The organism is Halorussus pelagicus, assembly GCF_004087835.1.
Taxonomy (GTDB): Archaea; Halobacteriota; Halobacteria; order Halobacteriales; family Haladaptataceae; genus Halorussus; species Halorussus pelagicus.
Genome location: NZ_CP035119.1, coordinates 1,696,292 through 1,712,989, shown reverse-complemented (window position 1 = coordinate 1,712,989; position 16,698 = coordinate 1,696,292). Strand labels below are relative to the sequence as shown.

Genomic DNA, 16,698 nt, shown 5'->3' with positions numbered 1-16,698 from the left:
GCATACTTATGTGGGCGGTGTGAGCATAATGGTCTATGGCGACAGATGATGCTCTTAAGCGGCGTAGTTTCTTGAAGGCTGCTGGCGGTGCGACGGCGGCGGCGACGCTCGCCGGATGTACCGGCGACGACGGCGGCGACGGGACGACCACCGACGGAGCCACCGAGGACGGCGAGTCCGAGACGACCCAGAGCGGCGGCGAAAGCGAGGGAACCCAACTGCTCACGTACGCTCGCGGGTCCGACTCGACGACTATCGACCCCCACACGACCACGAGCGGCGAGGACGCCAAGGTGATGAATCAGGTGTACGACCGCCTCATTCACTTCAAGCCGGGCAAAACAACCATCGTCGGCGGTCTCGCCAAGGACTACAGTCTCGAAGAGACGACCGCGACCCTCCAACTCCGCGAGGGCGTCGAGTTCCACAGCGGCGAGGAGTTTACGGCCGACGACTTCATCGCCACCTACCGGCGCTTCGTGGACGAGGAGTACGAATACTTCGTTGGGACGGAGAACCAGTCCATCTACGGTCCGTACCTGCTGGGTCAAGTCGAGAACATCGAGAAGGACGGCGACTACACGCTCAACTTCGAGCTTACCTCGGCGTACGCGCCGTTCATGCGCAACCTCGCCGTGTTCGCACTCGCAGTGCTTTCGAAATCGGAAATCGAGAGCGACGCCGACCTCGGAGGGAATCCCGTCGGAACGGGACCGTTCGAGTTCGATACGTGGAACAAGAGCGACCAGCGTGTCCGACTGACTGCCAACGACGACTACTGGGGCGAGGGTCCGAGCGTTGACGAAGTCGTGTTCACGACGGTCAGTGAGAACACGTCGCGCGCCCAGACGCTCCTTTCTGGCGGCGCGGACATCATTGACGGCATCAGCGCACAGGCCGCGGGCGTCATCGAGGGCGACGACAGCGCGTCCCTACAGAAGGTCCCCGGCATGAACACCGGCTACATGGCGTTCAACATGGCCCGCGTCGAGGCGTTCCGGAACAAGAAGGTCCGGAAGGCTATCAGCCACGCCATCAACATGGAGGCCATCGTCAAGAACATCTACCGCGGGCAGGCGGTGCAGGCCAGCCAACCGCTCCCGCCGAACATCATGGGCCACAACGACGACGTGAGTCCGTACGAGTACGACCCCGAGAAGGCCAAGAGCCTCCTCGAAGAGGCGGGCTACGGCGATGGACTCGAGTTCGAACTGACGACGATGACGAACCCGCGACCCTACTTCGCGTCGCCGGTCCAGACCGCCCAGACGGTCAAGTCGAACCTCGCCGAGGTCGGCATCGAGATGAGCATCAATCAGCAGTCGTCGTGGGACGCTTATCTCACCTACACCGCCGACGGGAAGCACGACGCCTGTTTCCTCGGGTGGATTACCGACAACGCCGACCCCGACAACTTCTACTCGCCGCTGCTCCACCCCAGCATCCCGGCCGAGGACGTGCCGGACGGACAGGACTGGGCCAGCGCGGACGTGAGCGACGACTTCAACACCGGGAACCGCGCCCGGTGGGCCAACACCGAGTTCATCAAACTGGTCAACGAAGGAAAGACCACCTACGACACCGAATCGCGCAAGGAGACCTACCGGAAAGTCAGCAAGCTCACCCACGACGAAGCGCCGTGGGTGTTCATGACCCACACCGAGGAACTCCGTGGCGTCAACAGTCGCGTGCAGAACTTCACGGTCGCGCCGATTAGCGGACCGTTCCTCAACCGCGTCTCCGTGGACGAGTAACGGGTACGTACAACGGTACCGCGTAACGAGCCTTTTTTTATCCCCGCGTGTTATTGTCCGAGCGAATGATTTCCAAGCGGTTCGTTATCAAACGACTCCTGCTACTCGTCCCGGTGCTGTTCGGGGTGGCGACGTTCGTGTTCGCCATTCTCCACCTCGCACCGGGCGACCCCGCGAGGGTCATCGCGGGACAGCGGGCGTCCGAGGAGTTCGTCAACCAGATACGGACGGAACTGGGGCTGAACGACCCCATCTGGGTGCAGTACGGTCGGTTCCTGTTGGAGGCAGTGCAACTGGACTTCGGCGAGTCCTACCAGATTCAGCGCGGGACCGCCATCACGGAGGTTCTTCGGAACCGACTGCCGGTCACGCTGGAGATGGCGCTGTACGGCCAACTGTTCGGCATCCTCCTCGGGATTCCGACGGGACTGTTGGCGGCAATCAAGCAGGACTCGCTGAGCGACCACCTCACGCGAGTCGGCGCGCTGACCGGAATCAGCATCCCGATTTACTGGAGCGGTCCGCTCCTCATCCTGCTGTTCGCACAGGTCCTCGGTTGGTTGCCCGCAAGCGGCCGTATCGCCTCCCAGTACAGCGTCGAGATGGTGACGGGAATGGTGACCATCGACACGTTCCTCAGCGGCAACTTCGCGGCGTTCAAGTCCGCGGTCAGGCACATGTTTCTGCCGTCGCTGGTCATCGGCATCTACTCGATGGCGCTCATCTCCCGGATGATGCGCTCGTCGATGCTGGAGGTCATCCGCCAAGACTACATGCGGACCGCCCGCGCGAAGGGACAAGGCTCGAAGATAACCGTACTGAAACACGGCTTCCGGAACGCGCTGATTCCCGTCGTGACCATCATCGGCATCCAGTTCGGAAGCCTGCTCGGCGGGGCGGTCCTCACCGAGACGGTCTTCGGCATCGGCGGCATCGGCACGCTACTCGTGAACGCGATTCAGGTCGGCGACTACCCGGTGGTGCAGGGGACGGTTCTGACCTTCGCGTTCCTGTTCACGCTGGTTAACCTCGGCGTGGACATCACCTACTCGTACCTCGACCCGAGGATAGACCAATGAGCACGGAAACACAAACCGAAACCGACGACGTGGGACAGCGCGGGGTCGTCGAGCGACTGCGCGCCTCCCCGTTCCTCTCGGAACTACTGTCGAATCGACTCGCCGTCATGGGGCTGACCATGATATTCGGAATGGTGGCGGTCGGTCTCTACGCCCGACTGTTCATCGACATCCAAGCCATCTCGGCCAGCCAGATGGGGACGAACCCCAACCTCGCACCGCCGAGTTGGTGGGGCCAGAAAGAGACGCAGGTCGTCACCGACTACGGGGCGTGGGCCTACCCGTTCGGCACGGACATCCAGTCGCGCGACATCTTCCCGCGAGTGCTCTACGGCGCGTGGCTGGCGATAAAGTACGGCACCATCACGGTCGGAGCCTCGACGGTGCTGGGCGTCGGTCTCGGCATCCTCGCGGCGTACTACAGCGACCTCACCGACAACGTCATCATGCGAACGATGGACGTGCTGTTGGCGTTCCCGAGTCTCCTGCTCGCGCTGGCGCTGGTCGCCATCTTCGGCACGGGTCTCTGGAAGGTCGTCATCGCGCTGACGCTGGTCTACACGCCGCGGTTCGCCCGCGTCGTCCGCGGGGCCGCGCTCAAGGTGCTCGAAGACGAGTACATCGAGGCGACGGAGGCGCTCGGGGCGAAAGACCCCCGCGTCATCGTCCGCCACATCCTGCCGAACTGCCTCGCGCCCATCACGGTCCAGTCAACGCTCAACTTCGGTCTCGCCATCATCGACATCGCCGCCCTCTCGTTCCTCGGGTTCGGCGCGCAGGCGGGGACGCCCTCGTGGGGACTGATGCTCTCGAACGGCGTGAGCGACGGCCTGCTGACCGGCGACTGGTGGTGGTCGGTCTTCCCCGGTCTCTTCCTTGCCATCACCGTCCTCGGGTTCAATCTGCTGGGCGACGGGATGCGCGACGCGCTCGACCCGCGGATGCGCGAGACCGTGGACTAATCGATGAGTTCGGGCGATGCGGACGGGCCGCCGCGCGATTCGACCGGGCGCGGCGACCCATCGAACCGCGGGTCTCACGACGGCGGCGCGTCGTCGGTCTCCGACGACGCGCCGACCCCCCGCGAGCGCGTCCGACGCCTCGGGCGCGCGGCCCTGCTCGGCGCAGTGCTGGCGGGTCTCGCGGTCCTAGCGCTCGTCCTCTCGGGCGAATCGGTCCAGTTCGCCAGCGAGAACGTCTTCGCGCTCGGCGCGCTCGTGTTCGGCTTCTCGATGCTGGGCTGGTCGGGGTCGGTGTTCGTCGGTGACGGTATCGAGAACGTCCAGCGGCATCTCGGCGGGAACTCCAACTGGACGGAGACCGGGTCCCGGCAGGCGATGGCGGTCCTCGGGTCCGTCGGTCTCGGCGGGATGGTCGGCGCGAGCGTGGTGACGGTCGTTCTCGCAAGCGTGACGTAGCTCTCGCAAAGGGAGTCGATTCGAAAACGAGTTTCGTTCTCGCGCGGAGCGACCTCTGGATGGCGGTTACGGTCCGAAAAGGAAACGACGAGGAGTCCGAGCAAGAATCCTCGCCGATGGTTCCGTCGGCGGACGAGTACCCTTCTGGTCGGTGGTCGGTTGGCAGTGCGTCAGTCGGCGGGAGCGCGCCGACAGTACATGCCACGAGGTATTTCCACATAACTGCGCGTTTTTGGGCAACTCTTTCGACTTCTCGCCTGAAAGATAGACGCTCGTTTTCTAGTAGTGGATAGATGAACACGAACGTGTAGAAATAACTGGCGTCGTTACCTATCAGTTTGCGATTTGTCGAGTTCCGAGTCGTCGCGGATTAGCGGCGACGACCTGAATGCGGTGCTACTCGCGGACGTTCCGGCCGACCGCATCGCCGAACTCGCCGTCGATGTCTACACCCTCGAAGTCGGCGGACTCGCTCCGGTACACCACGTTTCCGCGGACCACCGTCAGTTCGGGGAACACCCCTCGCATGCCCTCGAACGGCGTCCAATCGCACTTCGAGTGAAGGTCTTCGCCACGAATCTCGCGCGAGTCGTCGGGATCGACCAGCACGAGGTCGGCCATCAGGCCCTGTTCGACGTTGCCCTTGCGAGTCAGGCCGAACACGTCGGCGGGGTTCGCGGCGGTCAGGTCCCGGACGCGCTCGTAGCTCAGGTTCTCTTTCCGGGCCTCTTCGAGGAGAAGCGGTAGTGCGGTCTCGACGCCGGGCACGCCGCTCGGCGCGTCCCAGACGCTCGCGTCCTTCTCCTCGCGGGTGTGTGGCGCGTGGTCGGTCGCCACCATATCGACGGTCCCGTCCGCGACGCGCTCGAAGACTGCCTCGCGGCGCTCCTCGCTCCGGAGCGGCGGGTTCATCCGCCCGAAGGTGCCCAACTCGTCGTAGTCCGACCGCGAGAGGAACAGGTGGTGGGGCGTCACCTCGCAGGTCGCGTCGCCCGCCTTCGCGGCGTCCACTCCCTCGGGCGTGCTGGTGTGGGCTATGTGAACTCTCGCGTCTTCCTCGGCACCGATTTCGACCGCGCGCTTGACCGCGGCGGTCTCCGCCTCGGCGGTTCGGTAGGCGCTCCACGCGTCGTAGTCGTCGCCCGCTCGGTCAGTCGCTTTTTCCGAGAACAGGTCGGCGTCCTCGGCGTGAACGGTGACGACGCGGTACTCGTCGGTCGCGGCCGCGACCGCCTCGCGGAACAACTCTTCCTCGATGCCCATCTCGCCGGTCGAATCCGCAAGGAACACCTCTCCGAGCGCCAGCGTCGGCCGGTCGAACAGCTCCTCGGGGTCCCAGTCGGCGGTGACGCCGCCGTTGATGCCGTAATCGACGTAGGAGGCCGCCGCGAAGTCGACCTTCCGGTCGAACGACTCGCCGTCCACCGTCGGCGGGTCGGTGTTCGGTTGGTCTACCACAGTGGTCACGCCGCCCGCGGCGGCCGACCGGCTTCCGGTCTCCCACGTCTCCTTGTGGGAGAAACCGGGTTCGCGGAAGTGGACGTGAGCGTCTATCATCCCCGGCAGGAGGAGCTTTCCGCTGGCGTCGATGGAGTCGCCCGAGTGAGTGAGCGTCGATCCGACGCCCGCGATGCGGCCCGCGGACGTGTCGATGCGCACGTCAACCTCGCGGCCGTCAGCAAGCGTCGCGTTCCGGATGGTGAGCATTCTACTCGGTTGCTTCGGGGGTGGGCGTCCTAAGCGTCTCGATTCCGAGTTTCCGAGCGGGAGGCTACCGGCGGTCAAATCGTCTCGAAACCCGTCTCAGTCGGCGGGTTCGGCGTCCGCGTCGCCGAGCATCTCGACTATCGTCTGCTCGTCGCCCACGAGCATCTCTTCGATGGTCCGAGCGACGGTCTCGGGGTCGTCGCTCCCGCCAGCCTCGGCGATGCTCCCGACAGAATCCGGGTCGAAGGGGATGTCGAGCGGTTCGTAGACGCGGTCGAGAACGTCCGCGATTTCCTCGTGGTCTCGGACGACGACGACGCCCGAGACCAGCGCGGCGTTCTTCCGGACGCGCTGGGCGACCCCGACCAGTTTCCCGCCGCGCCGGAGCGAGTAGTCGCCGGGGCAGAAACTCGCCTCGGGTTCGCCCCGCGAGGCGGGCACGCCGAGTCGCCAGAGCGCGCGCTGGACCGCCCGCGTGGTCGCCTCGTACCGCTCGTCCATGCCGATTCGCATGTCCTCCAAGGGGACCACCTTGGCGAACGCAACGGTGTTGCCGGTGTAAGCGACCGCTCGGCCGCCGACCGAGCGCTCGACGGGGGGAAAGTCGCAGGCGTCGGCGACGGCTGTCGCCGTCTCGTAGCCGTCCGCTCGGGAGTCGCGCCGCCCGAAGGCGAGTTGGCGGTGGGGCCGCCACGCTCGAACCGACGCCTGTCCGGTCTCGGCCGCCCGTTCGAGCATCGCCGCGACGACTTCGCGGTCGGCGTCCCGACTCGCCGCCCGGCCGCGGAGTACGCGCATGTCGGGACTTTTGCAGTCGGAGTACCTAAACCCCCGCGTCTCCGAGATGCGGCCGATGGTCGCCATCGGCCCGGAACTACTCGAACGCTTTCCCCGATTCTCGCTGTACAACTCGCCGTACGACGCCCACGACGAGGGGTGTGCAATCGACCTCTACCCCCACGAGGGCGACTGGCGGACGACGAGCGACGAGCGAGCGCCGAACGACGCCCGCGAGACCGCCGCGCCGAGTCCCGTCGCTGGCGAAGTCGTCGAAACCCGGACCGTCTCCGCGCCGCCGAAACCGTACGCCGTGGACGACGACCACCTCATCGTCGTCGACACCGGCGACTCCCTCGCGCGGATGCTCCACGTCGACCCCGCGGTCGAACCCGGCGACGAACTCTCTCGGGGCGACTCGCTCGGCGAGATGGTCCGCTCGGGCTTTTTCGCGCCGTGGGTGGACAACCACATCCACCTCGGCTTTCGCCCGCCCGACGCGAACCCGCTCCGTGCCTCGGGGTCGCTCCCCCTCGAACTCGCGGGCGTCGACCCCGTCGGCGTCTCGTGGGACGGCCGCGGGACGGTCGTGGCGTCGGGCGACACCTACGCGATTCTGGACGCGCCGGACCACCCCGCGCCGGGCGAGCGGTTCGCCGGGATTTCACCGGATAGAAGTGGGATTCTGGACGGTGGGCTTCCGCACTACGACGGCGGAGGTCTCATCGCGGAGGCCGGTGGCGAGAAAGACGACGAAGCCGGGCCGGGTAGCCCGGTTTCGCTCGCTGGCCAACGGGTCGGAACCACGGAGGACAGGACGATTGCGTGGGACGACCTGACCGTGGTGGCGAATGGGACACCGATTACCGGCCTCTCGTTTTTCTTCGCGCGCGAGGCCTTGGGTGCGAAATTGGTCTGTCCCGACGCCGAGTTCGAGGTAGGGGAGGAAATTCTTCTTGGGTTCTCAGCCCTAAAATGACATTTTCTTTCATGAACTATATGTTAACCTCTTGTAACCAAACATTTTTGTGATTGGCGAAGTCAATTATAAGTAAGGCGGATAAGAGATAGTGATAGTCTTGGTGGACTATCTGGTCCCTTCATTCGCTCAAACACGTAGCGGGGTCCAAAGCTCCCGCATGGCCATTACGATCATGGCCCCCTGTGTGTCAGCTCTACAAAATGTATTCTCATCTACAACGATGAGTCAAAAGACCAGGAATAGGTCCAAGACGACTAGTGTCTCTTTGGATGGTCGAACAACCGATGGTTCTGCTATCCCTAGTCGTCTTGAAATGCTCCTTAGAGCGTTGGCCTTATTCGGGTTGGCTTGGATTCTTCTTTCTGCTTCCAGCCTCTCGATGACGTTTCTGAACCTGCTTACCGTAGCAGGCGGAATCTGGCTCCTACTCGATCTTGCCGAAATCTAAGTCGGCTACGTACCAAGGATACGTAACGGGAGTCCTTCCAACGCTTGCCCCCTCGGTTATGACAATAGGACGCCGGGTGGGTCAGAATTTGTATTCTTTGGCGAGTTACTGTCTATGCCCTGCAATAGTTAGTAGATATAGAATTGGTGCTAGTTTCTCTAGGAGGGTATGCAGAATATTGTTTGAGATAGCGATAGCTTGGTGGACTATATCGAATCGAGAAGTTCCGTGGATATAAAAATTGCGTCTAGAGATGGGAATTCAGCCTCTAGAGGCTAGGGGTTCAACTAGAGAAACCACTTCTAGACGGTAACTTAATCTAGGAACTGTCTTAATTCCGTTTCTCGATGTTATCCCCCATTGTTATTCAACTATGATAATAATTTTCTGAGATGTTCTCGTGCATTCATCCACGTCTTCTTCACCCAACTGCTCGTTGAGGGAGTCGAGCGTGACTCTAAAACCGTAGGCGGTGCAACCCGGTTCTCGTTGTGGATTCCGGTTTGGCGGTCTATGCGTTTCGTTTGGTCTCGGGTCGCTAATTCGTCGTCTTCGGTCACGATTGAATAGATTTACTTGAGCTCGATTTCGGCCTTCGTCGTCAGTTCGCCGAACAGGAACTCCGAGTGGTCGACGGCGTACTCCCTGTGAGACTCTTCGATATAGCCGAGCGCGTCCTCGACCAACACGGGTCGGTAATCTCGCAGGCCCGCGCTCCCGGCGGTGTGGAGGACGCAGACGTTCGCCAGCGTCCCGCAAAGTAGCAGGTCGTCTATCCCGTGGGCGTCGAGATGCTCCTCCAAGTCGGTCTGGTGGAAGGCGTCGTAGGTGTGCTTGTCCACGACGTGGTCGTCCTCACGCACGTCGAGATCGTCGTGAAGTTCCGCTTCCCACGACCCTTCGAGGACGTGTTCGCCCCAGCGCTCGAACTCGTCGTAGTAGTGGTTGCCCTCGAACTGTTCGGGCGGGTGAACGTCGCGGGTGTAGACGACCGACGCGCCCGCGTCCCGTGCGGCCGCGACGACTTCGCTCACGTCGGCGAGAGCGTCCTCGCTGGCGGGCGCGTAAAGGCTTCCCTCCGGGTGACAGAAGCCGTTCTGCATGTCCACGACGACGACTGCGGTCGAGTCGGGGTCGAAGTTCATACCCAACGGTAGTCGCTCGTCGCCGAAAACAGTTTTCCGGAACGGCGTCGATTTCGGAAAATTCCAGCAATTTTTCAAGAGGTTTTTGTCGGTGTAGTCCCACGTCATCTGCATAGGAAATGCGCACGACAATCGCAATCGCGGTCGTTCTGATGCTCGTCGTCGCGGGCTGTTCGCAGGCCCCCGGCACGGGGACGACCGATATGGACGCTAACACGACCGACGCGACGACCGACCGGCAGGATGTGGTCATCAAACCGGACGACCCCGAGAGCGACGTTCTCGGCTGGGAGGACGGACTCTGGTACAACGAGACCATCGACGTGACCCCCGAGGACGGCCTGAACGAGACCGAACTCAACCAGACGGTCTCTCGTTCGATGGCCCGCGTCGAGCGCATCCGGGAACTCGAATTCGAAGATCGAGTCTCGGTCGAAATCGTGACCCGCGACGAGTTCCGCGACGAGCAGTCGAACAGCACGACCTCCGACGACAGTCGGCTGTTCGACAATGCGAAGTACGAGTCGCTGTTCATGATCGACGAATCGACCGACTCCATCGCGGTCCAGAACAACAACTCCGGAGCGTCGGTCGGGGGCTACTACGACCCGACTAACAAGGAAATCGTGGTCGTCTCCGAAAACACATCGACGCCGCAACTCGACGAGATTACGCTCTCCCAAGAGCTATTCCACGCGCTACAGGACCAGAAGTTCAATTTCTCCTCGTTCAACCAGTCCACGCGCGAACTCCACAACGCGAAGGACGGCATCATCGAGGGCGACGGAAACTACGTCGATTACCTCTACTCGCAACGCTGTGAAGACGAGTGGAACGGCGACTGCCTGACCCCGGAGACGCCGTCCTCCGAGTCGAGCAGCAGCGGTCTCGCCAACATCGGTCCGTATCTCCTCAACTTCCAGCCCTACAGCGACGGCCCGGCGTTCGTCCGGAACATCAAAAACGAGGGCGGCTGGGAGGCCGTCAACGAGGTCTACGAGAACTCGCCCGAGAGCACCGAACAGACGATCCACCCCGAAAAGTACGGCACCGACTCGCCCGCGGAGTTCGGCGTCGAGAACCGGGCCAGCGACGGCTGGGAGCGGCTGACTTTCGAGGATCGCCCGAACTACGGGAGCGTCGGCGAGGCGGGCATGATGGCGATGTTCATGTACCCCTACTACGACAGCGAGGGCCAGACCCAAATCGTCCCCGCACGGAACTTCTTCAACCGAGCGGCAGGGACGAGCCAACTCAGCAAAATCGACCCGCTGAACTACAATAGCACCTACTCGACCGGCTGGGACGGCGACAAACTCGCGGTCTACACCAACGACGACGCCGAGACCAACGAGACCGGCTACGTCTGGAAGTCCGTCTGGGACTCCGAGCAGGACGCCAGCGAGTTCGCCGAGGGGTACCGCGAGGTGCTGACGTACAACGGCGCCAAGAAGCTCGACGGCTACGAGAACACGTTGCGAATCTCCGACGGCGGCTTCGCTGACGCCTTCTACGTCCAACAGCAGGGCGACACTGTCGTCGTCGTGAACGCCCCCTCCGTCTCGGAACTCTCGAACGTCCGGCAGGGCGCGGCACCGGAAGCGTAACTACCTGCGGCGCTCTTGCTTTTTCTCTCCGTCTCGCGGTCTCCGCGACCGGCAAGCGGGACCTTTTTCGCTTCGGCGGAGGTACGTCCGGGCATGAATCTCCCGAGGTGGCGGCGATGAGCGACGGGTTCGACGTTGTGTCGGAAGCGGCCATCCGCGACGGGTCGGCGACCGACGCCTACTTCCTTCGGACCGAAGAGACGCTGGAGGGGACCGACCGCAACCCCCACGTCGTGGCCGAGGTCACGCAGGACCAGTTCCCGACCGGCGAGTTCGACCTGCTCGCGGGTCTCAAGGACGCCGCCCGCCTGCTCGAAGGACTCCCCATCGACGTGGACGCGATGGCCGAGGGGCGACTGTTCGACGGCGGGCCTGTCATGCGAATCGAGGGCGACTACCTTGACTTCGCGCGGTACGAAACCTCGCTGCTCGGCTTCCTCTCTCACCAGAGCGGTGTCGCCACCGCGGCGCTGGAGGCACGGCGGGCCGCACCCGACTCGTCGGTGCTGAGTTTCGGCGCGCGCCACGTCCACCCCGCCATCGCGCCGATGGTCGAGCGCGGCGCGCTCGTGGCGGGTCTCGACGGCATCTCGCACGTCGCAGCGGGCGAAGTCCTCGGCCGAGAGGCCAGCGGCACGATGCCCCACGCGCTCGTCATCGCCTTCGGCGACCAAGAGGCGGCGTGGGAGGCGTTCGACGACGCCGTGGACCCCGACGTGCCACGCATCGCCATCTGTGACACCTACTCCGACGAGAAAGACGAGAGCCTTCGGGCCGCGGCGGCGCTCGGTGACGCCCTCGACGGGGTTCGCCTCGACACGACGAGTTCCCGGCGCGGCGACTTTCGACACATCATCCGCGAAGTGCGCTGGGAACTCGACGCCCGCGGCCACGACGATGTGGACATCTTCGTCAGCGGCGGTCTCGGTCCCGACGACCTGCGGGAACTCCGGGACCTCGCCGACGGATTCGGCGTCGGCGGCCACGTCAGCAACGCCGACCCGCTGGACTTCGCGCTCGACATCGTGGAACTCGACGGCGAATTGGTCGCCAAGCGCGGCAAACTCTCGGGCAAGAAGGAGGCGTTCCGGACGCCCGACGGCGGCCACCACGTCGGACTCGCCGACCGTGCCGACCCCGAGGGCGGCGAGGCCCTGCTCGAACCGCTGATTCGTGACGGCGAACTCGTCCGGGAGTTCGACATCGACGAGGCCGCGGAACGCGCGCTGGCGGACGCCGACGCGGTCGGGTTCCGCGAGGGCGAGTGAGCCAGCGGCTATCTGGGAGCTTTTCTGTGGAAATTTTCGGAAGAAGTGCGGCCGTTAGAGTTCTTCGACGGTTCCTTCCGGTTCGCGCTCGGTGAAAACCTGTCCGTCGAACAGCGTCACCATCACGTCGTCGTCTTCCCAGGCGCCCTTGGGGAGACCGGCCTTCCGGCAGGTCCGGTCGAGATACTCGAAGACGCTCCACTCGTTCTCGATGGGAAGGGTCGGGTACATCCACGCCTGCTTGCCTCGACCCTCGATTGCGACGCCGTGGGTGCCGAGTTCGATGTCCTCCACCGGGTCCTCGGTGAACTGCGTGTCGCGGACGACGCAGACGGAGATTTTCAGGTTCGGAAGCTCCGCCTCCTCGACTTCGGAGCCACACGAGGTGTCGCTGGCCGCACTAATAGCCGAGTCCACGATGAGGTGACCGAGTTGGTCGGTGCCCTCGTAAGCACCGTCACACCCCCGAAGTCGGCCGCGCCCCCGCGTGGACGCGAGTCGGATGAACACGCCGGTTCGAGCGTAGAACGCTTCGCGCATGCTACCGGGCTGCTCTCGCTGCCCGTTAATGACGTAGGATTCGACGGATTCCCGTGCGAGTTCAACCGCCCGCGAGCCATCCTCGTAGGAGAGAGTTACTGCCTGAGCCTGTGCCATACAGAAACCGATAGGGCAGGTAGCACCTTCAAGCCTTCCCTTCAATACTAAACGCGGAAATCTCCCACTACCTTTCATGTGGGTCGCGTTATCATCCGTTAATATCGGCGTTCGAGCCGGGTAACGACGGCTTTCGACGGGGGTCGCACCGAACTTCTTAAACCCGGCGAGGCGCTAGCGACGACCGGCAGAGGGAGCCGAGTTCCCGCGAGGACGCGGCGTCGCCGCGTCCCCGTGAGGAAAGTCCCCCCACCGTTCGGGCAGGCGACCGGGCGCAAGTCCGGAGCGGGAGACCGCTGGCTCTGGAACAGAAACGAGACCCCTCTCCCCGACCGATGAGGTGCGCGAATCCGAACCGAGAAGGCTCACGCCGAGAAAGGAACGGAGAGTTGACCCACCGAGGGCGTGGCTTCGCCACGTTACGCGCGGCGATTTCACCGCCGAGCGCGCGGCGCTCGACGCCGTGAGACGGGAGAGAACGGATGGAACGGCGAATCCTCGCCGGTGCAAGTCCACGCCGCGATGCCCGGCGTCGAATTTCGACGCTGGTCGTCGTCAAGGTAGCCCGAACGACGGCGCGGACGCTCAGCCGAATACTCGGACGAACAGAAGGGGGCTTACTCCCCTCAGCCGTTTTCGGACGACCGGAGCGTGTCACTCTCAGAGGCCCTGCCTCGTCCTATCCGAACGCGAACGCCAGAAGCGCGAGCGCGACGAGGACTTCGCCTACGAGAAGCGTCACTGCGGCCCCGATTTTCAGGACCCTCGTTTCCGCCACCATCTCTGTGGTGCCCATTGGAGTAGACTTGCGGACAATTCACAATAAGTTAGACACACCGTTGAACACAGTTCGCGCTTACGACCGATTCATAACGCAATGAACGCTCGTGAACGGTTTCAGGCCGCACGAAACGTGAAATTGAAACGAGAGGAACGGCGGCTCCGACAGACTATAACAACTCAGCCCGTCTTAATTATTAAGAAATCGCATCCACGGCCGGTTTTCTGACAGTGCAATTAATAACCTTCTGGTGACTACTCTCGAGTAATGACTACCAACGAGCGCGAACGGACCGTCCGCCTCTCCGTCCCGGAGATGGACTGTCCGTCCTGCGCCGGGAAGGTAACCGCGAGCGTCGAGCGACTCGACGGCGTGCGCGAGACCGACCCGGCACCGACGACGGGAACGCTCCGCGTCACCTACGACGGCGAAGCGACCGACGTAGACGACATCCGCGAGCGTGTGGAGGCCGCCGGGTACGCGGTCGAAGGCGATGCCGGAGCGGACGACGACGCCGAACTCCGCCTTTCGGTCCCCGAGATGGACTGCCCCTCGTGTGCGGGCAAGGTCGAGAAGGCACTCGACGGCGTGACCGGCGTCGAAACCGTCGAGACACGGCCAGCGACCGGCGAGGTGCTGGTGACCGGCGATGCCGACCGCGAGCGCGTCGTCGCCGCAATCGAGGGCGCGGGCTACGACGTAGAGAACACCACAGACGGCGGCGGCCCGGACGTGGCCGGACCGAGTGAGGTCTGGACGAGTCCGCGCGCGCTCAAGACGTGGGCCGGAGGTGCGCTCATGGTCGTCGGAATGGCCCTTGAGTTCCTGCTGACGGGCGCGAACGACCTGCTGTTCTCGGCGCTCGGCCGCGAGTTCCACCTCTCTGCGGTCGTCCTCCTGCTCGCGGCCGGAATCGCGGGCCAAGAGATTCTGCGAAACGGCTACTACTCCGCGAAGACCCTGAGCCTCGACATCGACCTGTTGATGGGCGTCGGCGTCCTCGCGGCGGTCGCGGTCGGTCTCTACTTCGAGGCCGCGACGCTCGCGGTCCTCTACAGCGTCGCGGAACTGCTCGAACGCTTCTCGATGGACCGCGCGCGCAACTCGGTCCGGGAACTGATGGACCTCTCGCCCGACACCGCGACGGTCCGCCGAGACGGAAGCGAAACGACGGTCCCCGTCGAAGAGGTCGCGGTCGGCGAGACCGTCGTCGTCCGCCCCGGTGAGAAGATTCCGGTCGATGGCGAAGTCACCGAGGGCGCGAGCGCGGTGAATCAGGCACCCATCACGGGCGAAAGCGTCCCGGTAGACAAATCTCCCGGCGCGGAGGTGTACGCCGGGACGGTCAACGAAGAGGGGTATCTCGAAGTTGAGGCGACCGCAAAAGCCGACGAGACCACCCTCTCGCAGGTCGTCGAGTTGGTCGGCGACGCCCAGCGCGACCGGACCGACCACGAGCAGTTCATCGAGCGGTTCGCCGCCTACTACACACCGATTATCGTGGTCGGGGCGCTGGTGACCGCGTTCGGGCCGCCGCTGCTGCTCGGCGGTCCCTTCCGCGAGTGGTTCGTTCGCGGCCTGACGCTCCTGGTGGTCGCCTGCCCGTGCGCCTTCGTCATCTCGACGCCCGTCTCGGTCGTCTCGGGCGTCACGAGCGCGGCCCGGAACGGCGTCCTCGTGAAGGGCGGACCGTACCTCGAATCGATGGGCGCGGTCGAGGCCGTCGCCTTCGACAAGACCGGGACGCTGACCGCGGGCGAGTTGACCGTCACCGACGCCGTGGCGCTCAACGGCAACGACGAGCAAGACCTGCTGCGCTGTGCCCACGACCTCGAACGCCGGAGCGAACACCCCCTCTCCGAGGCCATCGTCGAGTACGCCCACGACCACGGCGACCCCCACGACGAGGGTGGCGAAGACCGCCCCATCGAGAACTTCGAGAGTCTGACCGGCAAGGGCGTTCGCGCGGACCTCGGCGGCGTGACTCACTACGCCGGAAAGCCCGCGTTGTTCTCCGAGTTGGGCTTCGACCTCGAACACGTCCATCTCTCGACGGACGGTGGTGAGCGAGCGACCGACGGTGGCAGGGTCGTCGCCGACGCGACCGACAGCAAGTGCGCCGACCGCGAGGACTGTCTCGATCTGCTCGCGGACGTGGTGCCCCGGTTCCAGCGCGAGGGCAAGACAGTCGTTCTCGTCGGCACCGACGAGGAAATCGAGGGCGTCCTCGCCATCGCCGACGAGGTCCGCCCGGCCGCGAAGAAGACCGTCGCGCGCCTGCAGGAGTTCGGCATCGAGACGGTCATGCTCACCGGCGACAACGAGGGCACGGCCCGCGCGGTGGCCGAGGAGGTCGGCGTCGGCGAGTTCCGGGCCGAACTCCTGCCCGAACAGAAGGTCGAGGCCGTTGACGAACTGACCGAGCGCTACAACTCGGTGGCGATGGTCGGCGACGGCGTGAACGACGCGCCCGCGCTGGCCGCCGCGACGGTGGGCGTGGCGATGGGCGCGGCCGGGACCGACACCGCCATCGAGACGGCCGACATCGCCCTACTAGGCGACGACCTGCTGAAGGTACCGTATCTCTACCGACTCGCGCGCACGGCCAACCGCGTCATCCGCCAGAACATCTGGGCGAGTCTCGCGGTCAAGGCGGTGCTGGCGGTCGGCGCACCCCTCGGACTCGTCTCGGTGGCGATGGCCATCGTCGTCGGCGACATGGGGATGAGTCTGGGTGTGACCAGTAACGCGATGCGACTGGCAGGAGTGGACCCGGAGAAGTGATTTGTTTCGACTCGGGATTCAGCGGTCGCGGAAAAGACGTTTCGCTCGTCGTTTGAAATCTCGGTCCAGTTTCTCGCGGGCTTCCTTGACGCCGGAAACGAACTCGTTGCCGTCTTCGTCGTCGAAGACTCCAAATCCGTTGTGGCGCTCGTCGTCGTCCGAATCTGAATCTATACCTGCCACTCGACGACGCTCTTCCAGTTCTTCGAGGGAAATACCACGACGACGTGCGATAGATTCTAAGGCTTCGCTCTGACTCCGGTGTGGGTCCTCTGGCGAATCCGCAATGTG

13 protein-coding genes and 1 other RNA gene are annotated in these 16,698 nt (G+C 64.0%); 9 read left to right on the top strand and 5 right to left on the bottom strand.

Annotated elements, in window-relative coordinates:
- Positions 1 to 35 precede the first annotated feature (35 nt).
- From EP007_RS08550 to EP007_RS08535, 4 genes are all read left to right on the top strand, one after another.
- Positions 36 to 1,754: an ABC transporter substrate-binding protein gene (locus tag EP007_RS08550; RefSeq protein WP_128477252.1), complete on the top strand. Its 1,719-nt coding sequence runs from the start codon at positions 36 to 38 to the stop codon at positions 1,752 to 1,754.
- Positions 1,755 to 1,819: 65 nt separating this feature from the next.
- Positions 1,820 to 2,833 (top strand): ABC transporter permease, encoded by a 1,014-nt coding sequence (locus EP007_RS08545; protein ID WP_128477251.1) that lies wholly within the window; start codon positions 1,820 to 1,822, stop codon positions 2,831 to 2,833.
- Entirely contained in the window at positions 2,830 to 3,795 is a 966-nt protein-coding gene (locus EP007_RS08540; RefSeq protein WP_128477250.1) for an ABC transporter permease, read from the top strand. The genes EP007_RS08545 and EP007_RS08540 overlap by 4 nt, the downstream gene beginning before the upstream one ends.
- Before the next feature lie 3 nt (positions 3,796 to 3,798).
- The gene (locus tag EP007_RS08535) at positions 3,799 to 4,251 is read left to right on the top strand and encodes a DUF7268 family protein (RefSeq protein WP_128477249.1); all 453 of its coding nucleotides are present in this window, start codon (positions 3,799 to 3,801) and stop codon (positions 4,249 to 4,251) included.
- A 396-nt stretch (positions 4,252 to 4,647) separates the two neighbouring features.
- Here EP007_RS08535 and EP007_RS08530 read toward each other — a convergent pair whose 3' ends face one another.
- Both EP007_RS08530 and EP007_RS08525 read right to left on the bottom strand, forming a co-directional pair.
- The gene (locus EP007_RS08530; protein WP_128477248.1) at positions 4,648 to 5,958 is read right to left on the bottom strand and encodes a dihydroorotase; all 1,311 of its coding nucleotides are present in this window, start codon (positions 5,956 to 5,958) and stop codon (positions 4,648 to 4,650) included.
- Between the two features lie 96 nt (positions 5,959 to 6,054).
- Positions 6,055 to 6,756, bottom strand: coding sequence for a lipoate--protein ligase family protein (locus EP007_RS08525; protein ID WP_128477247.1), 702 nt, complete (start codon positions 6,754 to 6,756; stop codon positions 6,055 to 6,057).
- Between EP007_RS08525 and EP007_RS08520 the strand changes: the two genes are divergently transcribed.
- Positions 6,755 to 7,714 carry a hypothetical protein gene (locus EP007_RS08520; RefSeq protein WP_394346042.1) on the top strand — a complete coding sequence of 320 codons (960 nt, stop codon included), beginning with the start codon at positions 6,755 to 6,757 and terminating at the stop codon, positions 7,712 to 7,714. The two genes, EP007_RS08525 and EP007_RS08520, sit on opposite strands and share 2 nt — an antisense overlap.
- A 1,023-nt stretch (positions 7,715 to 8,737) precedes the next feature.
- Here EP007_RS08520 and EP007_RS08515 read toward each other — a convergent pair.
- Positions 8,738 to 9,310, bottom strand: a complete 573-nt coding sequence (locus tag EP007_RS08515; protein WP_128477246.1) for a cysteine hydrolase family protein — start codon at positions 9,308 to 9,310, stop codon at positions 8,738 to 8,740.
- 119 nt (positions 9,311 to 9,429) lie between these two features.
- Between EP007_RS08515 and EP007_RS08510 the strand changes: the two genes are divergently transcribed.
- Positions 9,430 to 10,917 carry an Hvo_1808 family surface protein gene (locus tag EP007_RS08510; RefSeq protein ID WP_128477245.1) on the top strand — a complete coding sequence of 496 codons (1,488 nt, stop codon included), beginning with the start codon at positions 9,430 to 9,432 and terminating at the stop codon, positions 10,915 to 10,917.
- A gap of 116 nt (positions 10,918 to 11,033) precedes the next feature.
- The gene (locus EP007_RS08505; protein WP_128477244.1) at positions 11,034 to 12,185 is read left to right on the top strand and encodes a nicotinate phosphoribosyltransferase; all 1,152 of its coding nucleotides are present in this window, start codon (positions 11,034 to 11,036) and stop codon (positions 12,183 to 12,185) included.
- 54 nt (positions 12,186 to 12,239) lie between these two features.
- Here EP007_RS08505 and EP007_RS08500 read toward each other — a convergent pair whose 3' ends face one another.
- Positions 12,240 to 12,842, bottom strand: a complete 603-nt coding sequence (locus tag EP007_RS08500) for a TIGR00296 family protein (RefSeq protein WP_128477243.1) — start codon at positions 12,840 to 12,842, stop codon at positions 12,240 to 12,242.
- 186 nt (positions 12,843 to 13,028) lie between these two features.
- Between EP007_RS08500 and rnpB the strand changes: the two genes are divergently transcribed.
- Positions 13,029 to 13,474, top strand: an RNA gene (gene rnpB, locus EP007_RS08495) — RNase P RNA component.
- Between the two features lie 416 nt (positions 13,475 to 13,890).
- The gene (locus EP007_RS08490; protein ID WP_128477242.1) at positions 13,891 to 16,407 is read left to right on the top strand and encodes a heavy metal translocating P-type ATPase; all 2,517 of its coding nucleotides are present in this window, start codon (positions 13,891 to 13,893) and stop codon (positions 16,405 to 16,407) included.
- An 18-nt stretch (positions 16,408 to 16,425) separates the two neighbouring features.
- On the opposite strand, the gene EP007_RS17415 is transcribed toward EP007_RS08490, so the two are convergent.
- On the bottom strand, positions 16,426 to 16,590 hold the full coding sequence (locus EP007_RS17415; RefSeq protein WP_166035495.1) for a hypothetical protein: 165 nt from the start codon (positions 16,588 to 16,590) through the stop codon (positions 16,426 to 16,428).
- Between the last annotated feature and the right edge of the window lie 108 nt (positions 16,591 to 16,698).

Excerpts from the sequence above, each read along its gene's own strand:
- EP007_RS08550 (WP_128477252.1), top strand. The coding sequence starts at position 36 with ATGGCGACAGATGATGCTCTTAAGCGGCGTAGTTTCTTGAAGGCTGCT.
- EP007_RS08545 (WP_128477251.1), top strand. The coding sequence starts at position 1,820 with ATGATTTCCAAGCGGTTCGTTATCAAACGACTCCTGCTACTCGTCCCG.
- EP007_RS08540 (WP_128477250.1), top strand. The coding sequence starts at position 2,830 with ATGAGCACGGAAACACAAACCGAAACCGACGACGTGGGACAGCGCGGG.
- EP007_RS08535 (WP_128477249.1), top strand. The coding sequence starts at position 3,799 with ATGAGTTCGGGCGATGCGGACGGGCCGCCGCGCGATTCGACCGGGCGC.
- EP007_RS08530 (WP_128477248.1), bottom strand. The coding sequence starts at position 5,958 with ATGCTCACCATCCGGAACGCGACGCTTGCTGACGGCCGCGAGGTTGAC.
- EP007_RS08520 (WP_394346042.1), top strand. The coding sequence starts at position 6,755 with ATGTCGGGACTTTTGCAGTCGGAGTACCTAAACCCCCGCGTCTCCGAG.
- EP007_RS08525 (WP_128477247.1), bottom strand. The coding sequence starts at position 6,756 with ATGCGCGTACTCCGCGGCCGGGCGGCGAGTCGGGACGCCGACCGCGAA.
- EP007_RS08515 (WP_128477246.1), bottom strand. The coding sequence starts at position 9,310 with ATGAACTTCGACCCCGACTCGACCGCAGTCGTCGTCGTGGACATGCAG.
- EP007_RS08510 (WP_128477245.1), top strand. The coding sequence starts at position 9,430 with ATGCGCACGACAATCGCAATCGCGGTCGTTCTGATGCTCGTCGTCGCG.
- EP007_RS08505 (WP_128477244.1), top strand. The coding sequence starts at position 11,034 with ATGAGCGACGGGTTCGACGTTGTGTCGGAAGCGGCCATCCGCGACGGG.
- EP007_RS08500 (WP_128477243.1), bottom strand. The coding sequence starts at position 12,842 with ATGGCACAGGCTCAGGCAGTAACTCTCTCCTACGAGGATGGCTCGCGG.
- EP007_RS08490 (WP_128477242.1), top strand. The coding sequence starts at position 13,891 with ATGACTACCAACGAGCGCGAACGGACCGTCCGCCTCTCCGTCCCGGAG.